This window comes from Allobosea sp. FG18 (assembly GCF_057809495.1).
In genome coordinates, this window is record NZ_JBMDKB010000016.1 from 145,114 (window position 1) to 162,058 (window position 16,945).

At 68.5% G+C, this 16,945-nt stretch carries 15 protein-coding genes and 1 tRNA gene; 6 read left to right on the forward strand and 10 right to left on the reverse strand.

Going from position 1 to position 16,945, the window contains the following annotated elements:
- Positions 1 to 12 precede the first annotated feature (12 nt).
- Positions 13 to 1,629, forward strand: coding sequence for an AMP-binding protein (locus ACODTJ_RS18305; RefSeq protein ID WP_488849568.1), 1,617 nt, complete (start codon positions 13 to 15; stop codon positions 1,627 to 1,629).
- On the opposite strand, the gene ACODTJ_RS18310 is transcribed toward ACODTJ_RS18305, so the two are convergent.
- From ACODTJ_RS18310 to ACODTJ_RS18325, 4 genes are all read right to left on the reverse strand, one after another.
- A complete protein-coding gene (locus ACODTJ_RS18310; protein WP_454655276.1) occupies positions 1,598 to 2,749 on the reverse strand; it encodes a GNAT family N-acetyltransferase in 1,152 nt (383 codons plus the stop codon). The two genes, ACODTJ_RS18305 and ACODTJ_RS18310, sit on opposite strands and share 32 nt — an antisense overlap.
- A 109-nt stretch (positions 2,750 to 2,858) precedes the next feature.
- The gene (locus tag ACODTJ_RS18315; RefSeq protein ID WP_488849563.1) at positions 2,859 to 3,971 is read right to left on the reverse strand and encodes a CobW family GTP-binding protein; all 1,113 of its coding nucleotides are present in this window, start codon (positions 3,969 to 3,971) and stop codon (positions 2,859 to 2,861) included.
- A gap of 91 nt (positions 3,972 to 4,062) precedes the next feature.
- Positions 4,063 to 4,974, reverse strand: coding sequence for a DMT family transporter (locus tag ACODTJ_RS18320; protein ID WP_454655279.1), 912 nt, complete (start codon positions 4,972 to 4,974; stop codon positions 4,063 to 4,065).
- Positions 4,975 to 4,981: 7 nt separating this feature from the next.
- Positions 4,982 to 6,583: a D-alanyl-D-alanine carboxypeptidase family protein gene (locus tag ACODTJ_RS18325; RefSeq protein WP_488849564.1), complete on the reverse strand. Its 1,602-nt coding sequence runs from the start codon at positions 6,581 to 6,583 to the stop codon at positions 4,982 to 4,984.
- Positions 6,584 to 6,797: 214 nt separating this feature from the next.
- Here ACODTJ_RS18325 and ACODTJ_RS18330 point away from each other — a divergent pair, with 214 nt between their 5' ends.
- The 3 genes from ACODTJ_RS18330 to ACODTJ_RS18340 all read left to right on the forward strand — a co-directional run bounded on the left by ACODTJ_RS18330 (position 6,798) and on the right by ACODTJ_RS18340 (position 10,239).
- Positions 6,798 to 7,703 carry an EamA family transporter gene (locus ACODTJ_RS18330; RefSeq protein ID WP_454655283.1) on the forward strand — a complete coding sequence of 302 codons (906 nt, stop codon included), beginning with the start codon at positions 6,798 to 6,800 and terminating at the stop codon, positions 7,701 to 7,703.
- Positions 7,704 to 7,840: 137 nt separating this feature from the next.
- Positions 7,841 to 9,010: an acetyl-CoA acetyltransferase gene (locus tag ACODTJ_RS18335; protein ID WP_488849565.1), complete on the forward strand. Its 1,170-nt coding sequence runs from the start codon at positions 7,841 to 7,843 to the stop codon at positions 9,008 to 9,010.
- Positions 9,011 to 9,045: 35 nt separating this feature from the next.
- A complete protein-coding gene (locus ACODTJ_RS18340; protein WP_454655285.1) occupies positions 9,046 to 10,239 on the forward strand; it encodes an MFS transporter in 1,194 nt (397 codons plus the stop codon).
- 6 nt (positions 10,240 to 10,245) lie between these two features.
- On the opposite strand, the gene ACODTJ_RS18345 is transcribed toward ACODTJ_RS18340, so the two are convergent.
- Entirely contained in the window at positions 10,246 to 10,518 is a 273-nt protein-coding gene (locus ACODTJ_RS18345) for a BolA family protein (protein WP_454655286.1), read from the reverse strand.
- 95 nt (positions 10,519 to 10,613) lie between these two features.
- Between ACODTJ_RS18345 and ACODTJ_RS18350 the strand changes: the two genes are divergently transcribed.
- Complete coding sequence (locus ACODTJ_RS18350; protein WP_454655288.1) at positions 10,614 to 11,231, forward strand: DnaJ domain-containing protein; 618 nt, start codon at positions 10,614 to 10,616, stop codon at positions 11,229 to 11,231.
- A gap of 167 nt (positions 11,232 to 11,398) precedes the next feature.
- On the opposite strand, the gene ACODTJ_RS18355 is transcribed toward ACODTJ_RS18350, so the two are convergent.
- From ACODTJ_RS18355 to ACODTJ_RS18375, 5 genes are all read right to left on the reverse strand, one after another.
- Positions 11,399 to 13,384, reverse strand: a complete 1,986-nt coding sequence (locus ACODTJ_RS18355) for a methylmalonyl-CoA mutase family protein (protein ID WP_454655289.1) — start codon at positions 13,382 to 13,384, stop codon at positions 11,399 to 11,401.
- Between the two features lie 124 nt (positions 13,385 to 13,508).
- On the reverse strand, positions 13,509 to 14,426 hold the full coding sequence (locus ACODTJ_RS18360; protein WP_488849566.1) for a cell wall hydrolase: 918 nt from the start codon (positions 14,424 to 14,426) through the stop codon (positions 13,509 to 13,511).
- A gap of 313 nt (positions 14,427 to 14,739) precedes the next feature.
- Positions 14,740 to 15,216: a DUF1178 family protein gene (locus tag ACODTJ_RS18365; RefSeq protein ID WP_454655292.1), complete on the reverse strand. Its 477-nt coding sequence runs from the start codon at positions 15,214 to 15,216 to the stop codon at positions 14,740 to 14,742.
- Between the two features lie 80 nt (positions 15,217 to 15,296).
- The gene (gene grxC, locus ACODTJ_RS18370; RefSeq protein ID WP_454655293.1) at positions 15,297 to 15,554 is read right to left on the reverse strand and encodes a glutaredoxin 3; all 258 of its coding nucleotides are present in this window, start codon (positions 15,552 to 15,554) and stop codon (positions 15,297 to 15,299) included.
- Between the two features lie 28 nt (positions 15,555 to 15,582).
- Complete coding sequence (locus ACODTJ_RS18375; RefSeq protein ID WP_454655295.1) at positions 15,583 to 16,464, reverse strand: ComF family protein; 882 nt, start codon at positions 16,462 to 16,464, stop codon at positions 15,583 to 15,585.
- Positions 16,465 to 16,813: 349 nt separating this feature from the next.
- Between ACODTJ_RS18375 and ACODTJ_RS18380 the strand changes: the two genes are divergently transcribed.
- A tRNA-Glu gene (locus tag ACODTJ_RS18380) sits at positions 16,814 to 16,889 on the forward strand.
- The last annotated feature ends 56 nt before the right edge of the window (positions 16,890 to 16,945 follow it).

The following is a 16,945-nucleotide window of genomic DNA, read 5'->3' on the forward strand; positions in this document are numbered from 1 at the left end:
ACGTCGATTTTGATCCTGCCAGACCTGCCCGATTATGCCGCGCTACGCGAGAGTTTCCGCTGGCGCATCCCGGATCGCTACAACATCGCCGTCGACGTCTGCGACCGTTGGGCCGCTATCGCACCTGACCGTCCGGCCATCATCGAGGTCTCCACGGACTGGCAGGTGAGCCCGGTCAGCTTCGGCTGGCTGCGCGAGCATTCGAACCGGCTGGCGAGTGCCTTGCGCGCGCGTGGCGTCGGCCGGGGCGACCGCATCGCCATCCTCCTGCCGCAGGGGCGGGCGGTGCTGACCGCGCATCTCGCCGCCTACAAGCTCGGCGCGATCGCCGTGCCGCTGGCGGCCTTGTTCGGGGTCGATGCCTTGGCCTATCGCCTGACCGACTCGGCCGCCAAGGTCGTCGTGACCAATGCCGGCGGGCTGGCGAAGCTCGGCCAGATCACTCAGCCGCTGCCGGAGCTGGCTCTGCGTATCTCGACCGACGGTGCCGATGGCGTGGTGGAAGGGTGGGACGCGCTGCTGGCGGAAGGCAGCCCGGATTTCACCCCGGTTGAGACCACGCCGGAAGATCCGGCACTGATGATCTACACCTCGGGGACAACAGGCAATCCGAAGGGCGCGCTGCATGGCCACCGCGTTCTGCCCGGCCACCTGCCGGGCGTGCAGATGCCGCATGAATTCATGCCGCGGCCGGGCGATCTCGCCTGGACGCCGGCCGACTGGGCCTGGGCGGGCGGGCTGCTCAACATGCTGCTGCCGGCACTGCATTTCGGCGTCGCGGTGGTGGCGCGGCCGGTGACCCGCTTCGAGCCCGAGGAGGCCTACCGGCTGATCCAGGATCTCGGCATCCGCAATGCCTTCGTGCCGCCGACGGCGCTCCGGATGATGCGCGGCGCCGGCAGCCCGCAGGGGCGCTGGCGCCTGAACCTGCGCACGGTCGCGGCGGCGGGCGAGGCGCTCGGCGCCGAGACGCTGGAATGGGGGCGCGAGGCGCTCGGACTCACGATCAACGAGGCCTATGGCCAGACCGAGTGCAATCTCGTGCTCGCCTCCAGCGCTGCGATCGGTGTCAGCCGCCCGGGCACGATCGGCAGGGCGGTGCCCGGCCATGAGGTCGCGATCATCCGGCCGGACGGCACGGTCTGCGCCGCCGGCGAGGAGGGCCAGATCGCCGTGCGTCGGCCCGATCCGGTGATGTTCCTGGAATACTGGCGCAACCCGGAGGCGACGGCGGCCAAGTTTGTCGGCGACTGGATGACGACCGGCGACGAAGGCGTGCAGGACGAGGAGGGCTATGTCCGCTTCATCGGCCGCGACGACGACGTCATCACCTCCTCGGGCTATCGCATTGGGCCCGGCGAGATCGAGCATTGCCTGCTGCGCCATCCGGCCGTGGCGCTGGCGGCGGCCGTCGGCAAGCCCGACCCGCTGCGCACCGAGATCGTCAAGGCTTTCGTCGTGCTGAAGCCCGGCCATGGTGGCTCGCAGGCCCTGGTCTCCGAGCTTCAGGGCTTCGTGCGGGCGCGGCTTTCGGCCCATGAATATCCGCGCGAGATCGCCTTCCGTGACGAGCTGCCGCTGACGACGACCGGCAAGATCATCCGTCGACTGCTGCGGGCCGAGGCCTGAACAGCGAGCGCACGATCCTCTCGCGCATCCGGGCCGCAAGATCGACCGGCCGACGCGAGCCTTGCGCCCGGCGTCGCGTGAGGCGGATCGTGCCGAAGGCCTCCTCACGGGCGCCGAAGAGCGGCAGGCCGCCGGGCAGCAGGATCTGCCGCGAGGGCTGCGCCTTGCGCATCATGGCGAGCAGCATCGGCAGGGGCTCCAGCGCGGCATGGGCCTCGTCGCCGACGCCGTGATAGAGCCAGCAGGAGGTGCCCTTTCCGAGCGTGAGCGCGGCGGCGATCGGCCGGTCGTCCAGCACCAGAACGGCGACGCGGCAGAGCTTCTGCCGGCCGAGATCGCGGCTCATGCTGCGCAGGAAGCCGACCTCGCGGGTGTCCTGCAGCGTCGCCTTGCCGGCCCGGCCGCGCGATCCGGAGGCTTCGATCGCCAGCAGGATCTCGACGGCGTCGCGCCGGTCGGCCTGGTTTGTGGCCTCGGCGAGGATCAGGCGGCCCTTGTCCCGCAAGGCTTCGTCGGAGGTGGCGATGCGGGCGGTGGGCGGAAGCTCGAGCCGGCGTCCAACGACGGGCTGCCAGCCAACCGCCACGCCCTGGCCGTCGGCGACGCGCGCGAGCGTGGCGGCAAAGGCGCCGGCAGGATCGATTCCCGACAGGGAAAAGGCGTCGCTGGCATGGCCGCACCGACGCCAGTCGCGCAGGAAGGCGGCGAGGGCGGGGGCGGCGAAGGTGCTGTCGAGCAGCGGCGTGCCGTTCAGCAGGCGCGGATCGGCGAAACCTTCCAGCGTGTCGGCCGCGAAGATATGGCGGCGCGTCCGGCAAGGAACGAGCCCGACGAGGTGGCGGCGTTCCGAGCTCGGATCGCCCTGCCAGAGCAGCATCAATTCGGCATCGCGGAAGGAGATGAGGTGCTGCGCGGCGGCAAGCGCGAAGCCCGGCTCGAGGCAGGGATTGGCCTCGAGCGCGCGGCTTGCGAGGTCGGCCCATTCGTGGCGGATGGCATCGCAGGCACTGAGCGCGCGCAATTCGCTATAGATCGCTGCATCCGGGCGAGGCAGTGGCAGGTTTGGCAGGGTTGCCGTCGCGCTGCCTTCGGTCGCCGCCAGAGCTCTGATCGTGCTCATCCGCCCGTACCCTTCCTGGATCGTTCTGGCGCATTGCTGTGCCGGAACGGCAAGGCAGGTTGGCGTGCCTTGCCTCTCGCCGGGTCAGGTTCAAGAAACGGGCCGGTACTCAGGCGGTCTGGGGCTGCGTGGCGGCCTGCCCGAGGAAGGCCGACCAGAGCTTGCGGACGGTGTCCTCCTCGATATCCCTGACGATCAGGACGAGGCGGGAGCGGTGATCGGCATCCGGCCAGGCGTCGAGCTGGATCGGCGGATGCAGGATCTGCTGGACGGCATGAACGAGCAGGGGGCGACGGGGTTCGCCGGCGATATCGACCAACCCCTTCAGCCGTAGCAGGCGCGGGCCGTGGATCGAGCGCAGAAGGGTCCAGAACAGCTCGAAGGTGGTGCGGGCGACCGGCTGTTCCGCCGTCAGGACGAAGGCGCGGATCGAGGTGTCGTGGCGGTTGACGTCATGCGGGTCCTGGCCATGGGCGTGATCGTGCCCGTGATGGTGGTGATGATCGCCGTGGTGGTGATCGTGCCCATGGTGATGGTGGCCAGGCAACGCGTCTTCGGCCAGCCAGAGGCGCAACGCCTGCGGCTGCTTGGCGAGATCGTAGAGGCCGGCGCCGATCAGCTCGGCGGCGGGTGCGTCCGGCGGCAGGATGGCGATGCCTGGATTGAGGCCGTCGAGGCGCTGCCGCAGGGCGGCGACATCATCCGGCGCGGCGAGTTCGGCCTTGGTCAGGACCAGCCGGTCGGCGGCGACGACCTGTCGGCGGGCCTCTTCATGGGCGTCAAGCGTCGCCATGCCGTTGACGGCATCGACCAGCGTGACGACGCCGTCGAGCCGGAAGCGCATGGCGAGATAAGGATGGTTGATCAGGACGTTGAGGATCGGCGCGGGGTCGGTGAGGCCGGTCGTCTCGATGACGAGGCGCGAGAAGGGGGCGATGCGGCCGTTGTCGCGGCCGCGCAGCAAATCCTCCAGCGTGACGATGAGGTCGTCGCGGATGGTGCAGCACAGACAGCCGGATTCGAGGAGGATCATATTCTCCTCGACGCCCTCGATCATCAGATGGTCGAGGCCGATCTCGCCGAACTCGTTGACGAGCACGAGCGTCCCGGCCAGCGCCGGGTCCTTCAGCAGGCGGTTCAGCAAGGTGGTCTTGCCGGCGCCGAGGAAGCCGGTGAGCAGGGTGAGCGGGACGGGGAGGGGGCGGGCGGGATCGCCGGTCATGGGTCGCAAAGCCTCGAGGACATCGGGTCAATCCGATGTCCCATCAGTGGGAAAGATCGTCTTCTGCGCGCCCGGCAGGGCGCGTGACGATCTAGGCAGGCACGACGCTCCGCCTCGTTTGTTCTAGTATTACATTAGTGGCGATGGCCGCGATGACAAGGGCGCAGCCGGCATATTGCAGCGGGCCCAGCCGCTCGGCGAGCACGAAGGCGGCGATGATGACGGCGAAGACCGGCTCGGCGCAGAAGGCGAGGCCGGCAGGGCCGGGCGCGACGCGGGCGAGCGCGAGAATCTGGAAGAGGAAGCCGACGATATAGCCGCCATAGGTGATGGCGACTGCGATCGGCGCGAGCAGGAAGGTCTGGGGCGGCAGGAAGCCGCCTGTGGCGAGCAGCACCAGCGCGGTCACCGGCAGGATGACGACATGCGACCAGAACAGCTTGGGCAGGGTCGGCGTCTCAGCGCAGCGCGCCGCGGCGAAGAATTGCGCGGCGGCACTGACGCTTGCGAGCATGGCGAGCGCGAGGCCGCGCGGATCGAGCCCGTGCAGGTCGGGGCCGACGACGAGGGCGATGCCGAGGAAGGCTGCGAGCGCGCCCGCCAGCCTGTCGGCCCGCAACGGGGCCGGGGTCAGGATGGGCTCGGCCAGCACGATCAGGACCGGGAAGGTGTAGAACACCACCGCGGCGACCGAGACGGGAATGAAGGCGACCGAGGAGAGATAGGCGATGCCGACCAGCGCCGTCGCCAGGCCGAAGAGCAGGACCGGCTGCCGCTCGCCGCGCTTCAGGGCGAGCGAGGCGCGCCAGATGAGAGCGGCGCCGCCGGCGAGGGCGAGCATCAGCAGGACGCGGTAGAAGACGAGGAGCGGGCCGCTGAGACCCGCCTGCCCGGCGATTTGGGCGCTGACGATATTGGTGCCGAAAGCAGCGGCCGAGGCGAGCGCGAGGACGAGGCCCTGGCGTTCGCCGGTTCGGTCCCGGTCAGGGCTCCTCAGGTCCAACCAGGCCTCAGGCGTCGTTGGCGGGCTTGGCCTTGGCTCCGGCGGCGGGCTTGGCCGCCGGCGGCTTCACGGCAGCCTGGGAGGGCTTGGGCTTCGCTGGCACCGTACGAGCCGGCGGGGTCTTGAGCGGCTGCGCCTTCGCCGGCTGGGTCTTTGCCGGTTGGACCTTGGCGGCCTGCGCCTTCTCGGGCTTCGCAGTGCGCGTGGCCGGCTTGATGCCTGCGGCCGCGCCGGGGCGCAGGCTCGCGGCATTGGCCGCACCGGACTGCACCGAGCCCTGGAGGCGCAGCGGGCCACCCTCGAAGGCCTCGGTCGAGGGCTGGACCGGCGCGCTCGCCGGCGCGAAGGCGGTGGCGCCGCGCGGGATCGCGCCATTGTTCGAGGCGGTGCGGCGGGTCGAGGGCACGACGAGGCCGGCGGCGACCGGGGCTTCCGGCTCGATGGTCGGGGTGCCGCGCGCGACGCGCGAACTCGGCTGCGCCGTGGCGTTGGCCGCGAGCGGGGCCGAGGCCGAGCCGGGGCTACGGCCGAAGGAGACCTGCATCGGAACGGCCTCGGCGCGAGGGCCGAGCACGACACGCCCGCGCGGCGAGCGGGTTGCGACGGAGCCGGACGATTGCGGGGCGGACTGGGCGTTGAAGATCGCGAAGCGCCCGCCATCGGGGGAATTGGCGTCGCCGGTGGACATGCCGGCTGCGATCGGGCCGGAAATGTCGGCATCATCCGCGAGAGCGACGCCGCCGCCGCGACGGCGGACATCGTCGCAGATATTGGGCGCGCGGGTGCCGCTCGGCGGCATCGAGGCGACGCTGTAGCCGGTGCCGCCCCAGGCGGCAAAGCCGTCATCGAGGAGCTGGGCTGCTCTCACCGTCCGGTCGGTGCCCGAGGTCGAACCGAGCACGACGGCGATCAGCGTGCGCCCGCCGCGGCTTGCGGTAGCGACGACGTTGAAGCCGGAGGCGCAGGTGAAGCCCGTCTTCATGCCACTGACGCCGGAATAGCGCCCGACCAGTCCGTTGGTGTTTTGCATCACCTGCTTGCCGAGCTGTACGGCCGAGGTGCCCCAGTAATCGGAGTACTGTGAGAAATCATGCATCAGCGCCATGGCGAGTACGGCGAGATCGCGGGCGCTGGTCTGCTGGTCGGGATGGTCCCAGCCATTGGGATTGGCGAAGCGGGTGTCGCGCATGCCGAGGCGTTGCGCTTCCGCATTCATCATGGCGACGAAGGTCGGGACATCGCCGCCGACGCCCTCGGCCACGACATAGGCGATGTCGTTGGCCGACTTCACCATCATGATGCGCAGGGCGTTGTCGAGCGTGATCTCCTGGCCCGGCCTTGCATAGACCTTCACGCGCGGCTGGCTCGCGGCGAGCTTCGAGACCGGAATCGCCGTCTCCAGGCCGAGCCGTCCTTCCCGCACCGCCTTCAGCGCGAGATAGATCGTCATCATCTTGGTCGTGGAGGCCGGGCGCCAGGCCTGGTTCGCATTCTCGCTCGAGAGCACGGCGCCGCTGGAGGCATCGACGACGAGGCTCGTTCCGGCGTGGGCCGGCCCCGTCAGGACGGCGCCGAGGGCGAGGGCGGCTGCGAGGCGGGAAGCGATCATCGGGCGGGTCTGAACCTGTCTTGCTCGAAGCGGGCGGGTAGCGTCTTGCGGATAGCGACGGCGCAGGGTTCAACGCGACGCATGCGGCAATTTCGAGACGGCCGCCACAATCGCCCGCCCGTGAATGCATACCTACCCCTTGCGGAGCGATTTGCCTAGCTGCCGCAGCCGGTCCACAAGCGACGGGTTCTCTTGCTTTCCCGAGGCTTGTCGCGTGGCTTTCGGCCTTCTCTGGATACCGGCGACCATCGCCGCCTCGCTCTTGCAGACCGCGCGCAATCTGGCGCAGCGCTCGCTGACCGACATCATCGGCGTGGTCGGCGCGACGCAGGTGCGCTTCCTCTTCGGCCTGCCCTTCGCGATGCTGTTCCTGGCGCTGGCCTGCCTCGGGCTGCAACGCCTGCCGCCAGAGATAGGCATGGCTTCGCTCGGCTACACGCTCTGGGGCGCGCTGACGCAGATCGCGGCCACCGCGCTGATGTTGGCGGCGATGCGCGAGCGCTCCTTCGCGGTGACCACAGCCTATACCAAGACCGAGCCGGTGCAGGTCGCGCTGTTCGGAGCCTTGCTGCTCGGCGACGCGCTGACGCCGATGAAGTTCCTGGCGATCGCCATCGCGACGGCAGGCGTGATCGTCGTGTCGTGGAAGCCCGGCGAGAAGCTGACCCGGGCCGGCCTGCGGCCCGCTGTGTTCGGCATCGTCTCCGGCGCCTTCTTCGCGTTGTCGGCAATCGGCTTCCGTGGCGGCATCCAGGCCCTGCCGGAGGGCTCATTCCTGATCCGTGCCTCGACCATTCTCGTGCTCGGCCTCGGGCTCCAGACCATTCTGCTGGTCGTCTACATGCTCGTCGCCGACCGACAGGCGCTCATCCTCAGCCTGAAGAGCTGGCGCCGCTCGCTCTCGGCCGGTTTCCTCGGCGCGGCCGCCTCCCAGTTCTGGTTCATCGGCTTCTCGCTGACGACGGCGGCCAATGTCCGCACGCTGGCGCTGATCGAGGTGCCGCTGGCGCAGATCGCTTCGCGCAAACTATTCGCGGAGGGCACCAGCCGGCGCGAGATGCTGGGCATGGCGATGATCGTCGGCGGCGTCGGGCTGCTGCTCTCGCTGGCGTTGCGATGAGCGGGCGGGCCGGCTAGTTCTGGAGGCAGAAGCCCGCCAGCCGATCCGTGCACGGCCACCATGCGCGGATACCGGCTTGCCCGATGGCTCCGGGCTGACAAAATAACGTGTAACTGCACAGTAAGGGAGATTTCGCCATGAGCGCTGCGATCGTTGGCTGGGCCCATACACCGTTCGGCAAGCAGGATGCCGAGACCGTCGAAAGCCTGATCGTGCGGGTGGCGGTCGAGGCCCTTGTCGATGCCGGCATCACCGCCGACGATGTCGACGAGATCGTGCTCGGCCATTACAACGCCGGCTTCTCCGCCCAGGACTTCACGGCATCGCTGGTGCTGCAGGCCGACCCGGCGCTGCGCTTCAAGCCGACCACCCGCGTCGAGAACGCCTGCGCCACCGGCTCGGCCGCCGTGCATCAGGGCGTGCGCGCGATCAAGGCGGGTGACGCCAAGGTGGTGCTCGTCGTCGGCGTCGAGCAGATGACCAAGACGCCTGGCCCCGAGATCGGCAAGAACCTGCTCAAGGCTTCCTACCTGCCGGAGGACAGCGAGGTTCAGGGCGGCTTCGCCGGCGTCTTCGGCAAGATCGCGGCCGCTTATTTCCAGCGTCATGGCGACCAGTCCGATGCGCTCGCGATGATCGCGGCGAAGAACCACAAGAACGGCGTCGCCAACCCCTATGCGCAGATGCGCAAGGATCTCGGCTATGCCTTCTGCCGCGAGGAGAGCGAGAAGAACCCCTATGTCGCCGGCACGCTGAAGCGGACCGACTGCTCGCTGGTCTCGGACGGCGCCGCCGCGCTGGTGCTGGCCGACGAGGAGACGGCGCTGCGTATGCGCCGCGCCGTCGGCTTCCGCGGCATGGCCCATGTCCAGGATTTCCTGCCGATGTCGAAGCGCGACATCCTGAAATTCGAGGGCGGCGCGCTGGCCTGGAAGAAGGCGCTGGCCAATGCCGGCGTCACGCTTGACGATCTCTCCTTCGTCGAGACGCATGACTGCTTCACCGTTGCCGAGCTGATCGAATACGAGGCGATGGGCCTGACCAAGGAAGGCGACGGGGCGCGGGCCATCAAGGAAGGCTGGACGCAGAAGGACGGCAAGCTGCCGGTCAACGTCTCCGGCGGCCTCAAGGCCAAAGGTCATCCGATCGGCGCGACCGGCGTCTCCATGCATGTGCTCTCGGCCATGCAGCTCACCGGCGAGGCGCCGGAGGGTATGCAGCTCGACAGCCCGCGCCTTGGCGGCATCTTCAACATGGGCGGAGCGGCGGTCGCCAACTACGTCTCCGTGCTCGAGCGCATCAAGTAAGCCTCCTACCAGCCGGCAGAAGCGGAACTCCCGACGTGATCGTCTTCATTGCGCTGCTGCCGGCCTATGTCCTCTCGATCTTCTACCGCTCCTTCCTGAGCGTGATCGCCGGGCCTGTCATGGCCGATCTCGGCATCGGCCCGGCCGCCTTCGGCCTGCTCGGCGCCGCCTGGTTCATTGCCTTCGCGCTGGCGCAGTTCCCGGTCGGCTGGGCGCTGGACCGGCTCGGGCCGCGCCGGACGGTGGCCTTCGCGATGGCGATCGGCACCGTCGGCGCCTTCCTGCTGACACAGGCCGGCAGCGCCGCGACCGCCGGTTTTGCTATGGCGCTGATCGGCATCGGCTGCTCGCCGGTGTTCATGTCCTCGCTGTTCCTGTTCGCGCGCAATGCCGCGCCGCAGCGCTTCGGTCTGCTCACCTCGCTCTTCATCGCGCTGGGCTCGCTCGGCAATATCGCGGGCGCCGCGCCACTCGCCATCGCCGCCGGACATTTCGGCTGGCGCGGCGCGATGATGGCGATGGCGGTGGGCTTCCTCGTCGCGACCGTGCTGGCGGTGGCGCTGGTGCGCGACCCGCCGCCGCGACCGGCTTCCGCCACGCCCGACGAGGGGCTGCTGCAGGGGCTCGCCAGCATCCTCGCCCTGAAGCCGCTCTGGCTGCTCGCGCCCTTGACCATCACGGGCTATGCCATCGTCGCCACAGCGCGCGGGCTCTGGATCGGGCCGTTCATGACGCAGGTCCATGGCTTCGATCCGGTCGCGGCCGGCCATGCGGCCTCGATCATGGCGGCTGCGATGATCGTCGGCGCCTTCGTCTATGGCTGGCTCGAAAGCCGCACCGGCCGGGCCAAGACGATCGTCACCTGGGGGACCCTGCTGACGGCGCTCGGCTTCGTCGCACTGGCGCTGAGCGGGCAGCAATCGCATCTGACCGCGGTGGCGCTGTTCTCGCTCGTCGGCGCGGCGGGCTTCACTTACGCCATCCTGATGGCGCATGCGCGGCAGTTCTTCCCCGAGCATCTGATCGGGCGCGGCATGACCTTCGTGAACTTCCTCTTCATCGCCGGGGCGGCGGCGGTTCAGTCGGCCTCCGGCTGGTTCATCGCCGAGCAGCGTGCCGCAGGGCTCGATGCGGCCAAGACCTTCGCCAACCTGCACTGGGCCTTCGCCGCGCTGCTGCTGGCCTCGGTCGCGATCTACGCGCTGTCGCCGGCCCGGCCGAAGCGCTAGAGGGATTTACGCCTCACCCGGAGCCTTTGCCGCGATCGCCAGGGCGTGGACGCGGTCGGCCAGTTCCTGTGCCAGAGCCGCGTTGACGAGGCGGTGGCGTTCGAGCCGGCTCTTGCCGACGAAGGCTTCCGACACGATATCGACCCTGAAATGAGTCTCGCCGCCCTCGCGCCAGCCGCCATGGCCCTGATGCTGGTGCGATTCATCGATGACCCTGAGCGCCTGTGGCGCAAAGGCCGCGGTCAGCTTGTGCGTGATTCTTTCACTGATTGCGGTCATGATCGCGCCACCGTTGCCATGATTGTTCTGTCGGTTCGGCGATGCGCTGCATCGCACTTGCCGCCCTGAGCCCTGCGTTTCATAACCCGTCGACGATGAACATCAACTCGCGCCTTTTCGACAGCATCAGGATCGGAGCTTCCGAGGCGGAAGCGCCGGCCGAGAGCGATGCGCCGCGTTGCAGCCATCCGGGCTGCGCGCGCACGGGCGAGTTCCGTGCGCCGAAGGGGCGCGGCCGCGAGGGCCAGTTCTTCCTGTTCTGCATGGAGCATGTGAAGGCCTATAACGCGACCTACAATTATTTCGCCGGCATGGACGACGATGCGCTGGCCGCCTACGCGAAGCAGGAAGAGATCGGCCATCGGCCGACCTGGAAGCTCGGCGTCAATTCCAAGGCGGCGCGGATGTCGCAGCGCGGCCGCAGGGCGAACGGCGAGGCCAGCGCCGACATGCACGACGCCTTCAACCTGTTCGGCGCCCGCAACAAGCAGCAGGCGGCACAGCCGGAATCGCGCGTCGGCATCGTGGCGCGCAAGGCGCTGGATACACTCGGCCTCGACGACACCGCCGATTCCGTCGCGATCAAGGCGCGTTACAAGGAACTGGTGAAGCGCTTCCATCCAGACGCCAATGGCGGCGACCGCTCGCGCGAGGGTACGCTTCAGGAGATCCTGAAGGCCTATCAGCAGCTGAAGAGTGTGGGGATGGTCTGAGGGCGTCTCGGAAGGTGTCTTCCCGTGCGCGTTGCGGCACGTAGTGCTGCGACGCAGACACGGGACCGCGTGACGAGAGGGCGCCTTACCTGATGACGGTCCCGCATCTGCGCAGCGGCACTCCGCGCCGCAGCGCGTGCGGGATGACAGCCGCCCCTTTTGGAGCGCTACCCCTTCGCCGCCAACCCCGCGACATCGGCGATGATGCCGTCCAGTGCGAAATCCTTGGGCGTATAGACCCGCGCGACACCCATGTTGCGGAGCGCGTTTTCGTCATCGGGTGGGATGATGCCGCCGACCACCACGGGAACATCCATGCCGGCGACCCGCAGCCGCGCCGTGACGTCGCGCACCAGCGGCAGATGCGAGCCGGAGAGGATCGAGAGCCCGATGATGTCGGCCTGCTGCTCGCGAGCCTCGCTGACGATCTCCTCCGGCGTCTGGCGGATGCCGCCATAGCTGACGCTCATCCCGGCATCACGGGCGCGCACGGCGATCTGCTCGGCGCCATTCGAATGCCCGTCGAGGCCGGGCTTGCCGACGAGGAAGCGCGGCGCGCGGCCCAAGCGCTCGGTCGCCCTCTCGACGGCCGCCTTCGCCGTGGCGAGACCGGTGGCATCACCGAGCTTCGTCGTATCGACGCCGGTGGGGGCGCGGTACTCGCCGAAGATCTCGCGCAGGGTCTGCGCCCACTCGCCGGTGGTGACGCCGGCCTTGGCGCAGGCGATCGAGGCCGGCATGACGTTGCGGTTCTCGCGGGCGCTGGCCGCGAGCTCGGTGAGCGCCGCCTCGGCCGCCTTGGCATCGCGGGCGGAGCGCCAGGCCTTGAGCCGGGCGATCGCTTCGGTCTCGACCGAATCCGGCACGGTCACGACGGCGCCGTCGCCGGCCGAGAGCGGGGAGGGCTCGCTATTGGTGAACTTGTTGACGCCGACGACGACCTGCTCGCCGCGCTCGATCGCCTCGATGCGTCGCGCGCCGTTCTCGACCAGCGCCATCTTCATGTAGCCGCTCTCGACGGCGGCGAGCGCGCCGCCCATGTCGTCGATCTTGGCGAGCTCCTCCAGCGCGGCGGCCTTGAGCTCGTGCACCTTGGCATCGACCACGGTAGAGCCGTCGAAGATGTCGCCGAATTCGAGCAGGTCGGTCTCATAGGCGAGAACCTGCTGCATGCGCAGCGACCATTGCTGATCGAAGGGGCGCGGCAGGCCCAGCGCCTCGTTCCAGGCGGGCAGCTGCACGGCGCGGGCGCGGGCTTTCTTGGAGAGCGTGACCGCCAGCATCTCGATCAGGATGCGGTAGACGTTGTTCTCCGGCTGCGGCTCCGTCAGGCCCAGCGAGTTGACCTGCACGCCATAGCGGAAGCGCCGCATCGCTTCATCGGCGATGCCATAACGGCCGAGCGTGATCTCGTCCCAAAGCTCGACGAAAGCCCGCATCTTGCAGAGCTCGGTGACGAAGCGCATCCCGGCATTCACGAAGAACGAGATGCGGCCGACCGTGCCGGGGAATTCCTCCGCCGAGACCTCCGGCCGGGCGCGGATCGAATCGAGCAGGGCGATGGCCGTCGCCAACGCGAAGGAGAGTTCCTGCACCGGGGAGGCCCCGGCCTCCTGCAGGTGGTAGGAACAGACGTTGGTCGGATTCCATTTCGGCAATTCATTTGCCGTGAACACGACGATATCGGTGGTGAGCTGCATCGAGGGGCGCGGCGGGAAGACATAGGTGCCGCGCGATAGGTATTCCTTGACGAGGTCGTTCTGGGTCGTGCCCTGCAGGAGCTTGCGATCGGCGCCCTGCTCGTCGGCGACGGCGATATAGAGCGAGAGCAGCCAGGCCGCCGTCGCGTTGATCGTCATCGAGGTGTTCATCTGCGCCAGCGGGATCTGGTCGAACAGCGCCCGCATGTCGCCGAGATGGGAAATCGGCACGCCGACCTTGCCGACCTCGCCGCGCGCCAGGACGTGGTCGGGGTCGTAGCCGGTCTGGGTCGGCAGGTCGAAGGCGACGGACAGGCCCGTCTGGCCCTTGGCAAGATTGGTCCGGTAGAGCCGGTTGGATTCGGCCGCGTCGGAATGGCCCGCATAGGTGCGGAAGATCCACGGCTTGTCGCGCTGGGCCGTTTCCCGGCCGCCCTTGTCCGTCGCGGTCATGGCGTCTCCCCATATTGCAGAGCAATCTGAATGTTGCACTGCGGCGAAGATAACGCCAGAGCTTCGGCGATGTCCCGTGCGACGTTAGGCTGACGATGCGGGTAAGGCCCCGAAGGGCCGACGCTTACCGCGAGGGTAGGCTGCCACGGATATCGGAGGCCTGCAGCAGCGCCACGCGGCGGTCGTCCTTCGGCGGGGCGACGAAGGCGCGCAAGGGAGCCTTGGGCAGGTCGAGATCAAGCGGCCGACCAGGCGGCAGCGGTGCGTTCTTGATCAGCGTGGCGATCGGGCTCTCGAGCGTCGGCCGCTGCGGCGCGGGCGCCTCGGGCGCGAAGGCGAGCGGCGCCGAGGCGAAGGAGGTCGCCGTCGTTGCCGACGAAGACACGGTCGTGAGCGGGATGGCGGCGGTGGAGGCCGAGGCGAGCTGGATCGTCGGCTCCTCGATGCGGCGGCGCTCGGGACGCTCGCCCCTCACATAGAAGGCGTTGCCGCCCGCCACCGTCACGTAATGCATGTTGTTGTAGCCGAAGCGCAGGCCGGCCATGTGGAAATGCTTGGCGGCGCCGACAGATTCGTTGCGGCGGCCGTTGAGGATATCCTCGGCGATGGCCTCGACCTTCGGCAGGACCTTGTCGGTCATCGGGCGGGTCAGGACGCCGGCGGCGAACTGGCGGGGTGCGCCGACCACGCCGCAGATCGTCTCGGGATATTTCGCCGATTCGACGCGGTTCATCACGACGGTGCCGACGCCGAGCAGGCCGGACTCGCTCGACCGGTTCGATTCGAAATACATCGCGCGGACGAGGCATTCCTTCTCGCGCGGATCGGCCTTGGCCAGCGCCACGGCGTGTTTGCGGGCTCTGGCAGGTTCCTTCGCGGCCGGAGCGGCGACAGCGGAGGTGGCGGCGGTCTCGACCGGGGACAGGCTGCAGGCGCCGAGAACAGGCGCCGCGAGCACAATCAGAAGCGGGATCGCCTTGCTGCCATGCCGGATTTTCTCACCGGAACGAAGACCATGCGCAGCGATCGCGGTCCGCTTCATGCGGCAACCTCCAGAGTTCCGGACCCGTGATCGCCGAGGGCGGCAAACCGGGATTGCCGGCAAGGAACCGCGAATTCCTTAACAGAAAGTTCATCCGGGGCGGAAGGGGGGAGGGGGCGCAGACGGCCTCGCCGCGCCTACCCGAGGAAGACGCCCGGCTGATAGCGCCTTGTTCCAAAATGGAAAAGGCCAAGGTGCCGCGCCGAAAATTTTCGTCCGGGCGGCCTCGCGCGAGCTAACAAAACCGTCATGTCGGCACCGGCGAAAGTCGATGCGAGCGCGGTTTCGTGATCAGAACCGATGAAGGTGGGCGTCAGTTCCCCGAGCCCGGCAGGCGCGGCAGAGGCAGGAAATCGACGCCTTCCTCATGGAGCATCCGGGCATCGTCGGGCGTCGCCTCGCCATAGATCGCGCGCTCTTCCGCCTCGCCGTGATGGATCTTCAGGGCCTCGTCGGCGAAGCGCTTGCCGACATGCTCGGCATTCTCGCTGACATGACGGTGCAGCGCGGTCACCATCTCGCGGAAGGCCTTTTCCTTCTCGCTCATCAATGCGACCGGAGCAGGCGCCGCGGCCGCCGGAGCGGAAGCCTCCGCCGCGGGCTCCGGCGCCTTCGATCCGAGATCGGTGCGCGCGACATTGGGCGCCATGACGGCGCGCTCGACCTTCGCGCTGTTGCAAATGGGGCAGGTGACGAAGCCGCGCCTTACCTGATCTTCGAAGCCGGCCGAGGAGGCGAACCAGCTCTCGAATTCGTGGGCGTTGTCGCAGATGAGGGCGTAACGGATCATGTCGTCATAGATGGTGGCGCGGGGTCACCAAGGCAAATGGGTCAGAGGAAAGAGGCTGCGGCAGGGCGGAGTGCTCCGCCTCAGGCTGCCAGGAGCTTGTCGAGCTCGCCACGGGCGTCGAGGGCGTGAATGTCGTCGGAGCCGCCGACATGCCGCTCGCCGATGAAGATCTGCGGAACCGAAGTGCGCCCGCCGGCGCGGGCAGTCATGGCCTGGCGCAGCTCCGGCTTGCCGTCGACATCGATCTCGGTGAAGGCCACGCTCTTGCGCGTCAGCAGCGCCTTTGCGGCCTTGCAATAGGGGCACCAGGAGGTGGTGTAGATCGTGACCGGCGGCATGAGGATGTGTCTCTGTTTGCGATGTCCCTCATGTAGTGACTTCCCGGCCATCCGTCACGACCCGTGCGAAAGTCAGGACGTCGACGGCGCTCGCGCCGGCCCGCAACAGGGCGCGCGAGGCGGCATTGACCGTCGCGCCCGTGGTCAGCACGTCGTCGACGAGCAGGACGCGCCGGCCTTCGACCAGCCCGCGCGCGGCCGCGGAGACCTGGAACGCGCTTTGAAGATTGTCGGCGCGCTGCGCACGCGTGAGCCCGACCTGCTGTCGCGTCCGCCTGATCCGGGTCAGGGCCGTCGTCACGAGCGGCAATCCGGTCTCCCGGGAGACCGTTCGGGCTAGCGCCGCAGCCTGGTTGAAGCGCCGACGCCAGAGCCGGGTCCGGTGCAGCGGAACCGGCACGATGAGGTCAGCCTCGGCGGCAAGCTCGCGCCCGGCCTGCGCCATCATCCGGCCCAGCGTCAGCGAAAGCTCGACGCGGTCGCCATATTTCAGGCGATGGACGAGTTCGCGCGCCGTGCCGTCGAAGCGGCAGACGGCGCGTGCCCGGGCGAAGACCGGTGGATCGGCGATCGCGGCCGGCGAGAGCAGGCCGGCGCCGAGATCGACGGGAAACGGCGTGCCGAGTCGCTCGCAATAGGGGCGTGCGATGAAGCCGATGCCGCGCCAGCAAGCCGGGCACAGGGCTTGCGCCTCACCGGTTGCAGCCTGGCAGGCGATGCATGTCGGCGGATAGACGATGCCGATCAATCCACGCAGGCCGGCCCGGAGCGTCAGGCGGGCGCGTGTCGCGGTTTCACGCAGGAAGACTACGGCCGATCGCGAGACTCCGGCTCCGCCGGCCGCGGGCAAGGCGCGCCCGGGGCCGGGCTCGGCCTCGTCGTCCGGCATGTCGATCCGCCACTCCGCCATGGTGCGCCGCTATCCGATCGCCGCCATCGGCCAAGCTTGCTCCGGCCAAGGGCGAGCCAGCATCAGGCTTCATGCGGCGAAGGGCAACCTGGGGCATGGTTGCCATCGGATATCGTTTTCCGATGGCGATCGTTCATCTTTGGACGAAATCCGCGCACTGCGTGTGGGGGGCAGAGCCGGCCGGCGTTCGTCGATATCCTCGGGGACCAGGCAGTCTTGGGGGTTTTCGAGGTTATGCACGGCCTTTCGGAGGCTTTTAGGCCGGTCTGGCATCTTTATGCGCGGACGATGCAAAAAGCTGTTGCGGCGGCGCGGTTGTCCGACTACATAGGCGCCCTCGGCCAGCGCTGCTCCCTTCGTCTAGCGGTCTAGGACGTCGCCCTCTCACGGCGAAAACAGGGGTTCGAGTCCCCTAGGGAGCGCCAAGGCATTATCTCCAAACGGTCTCTAAGTATCTGGCGTGCAAGCGTTTCCAACGTTT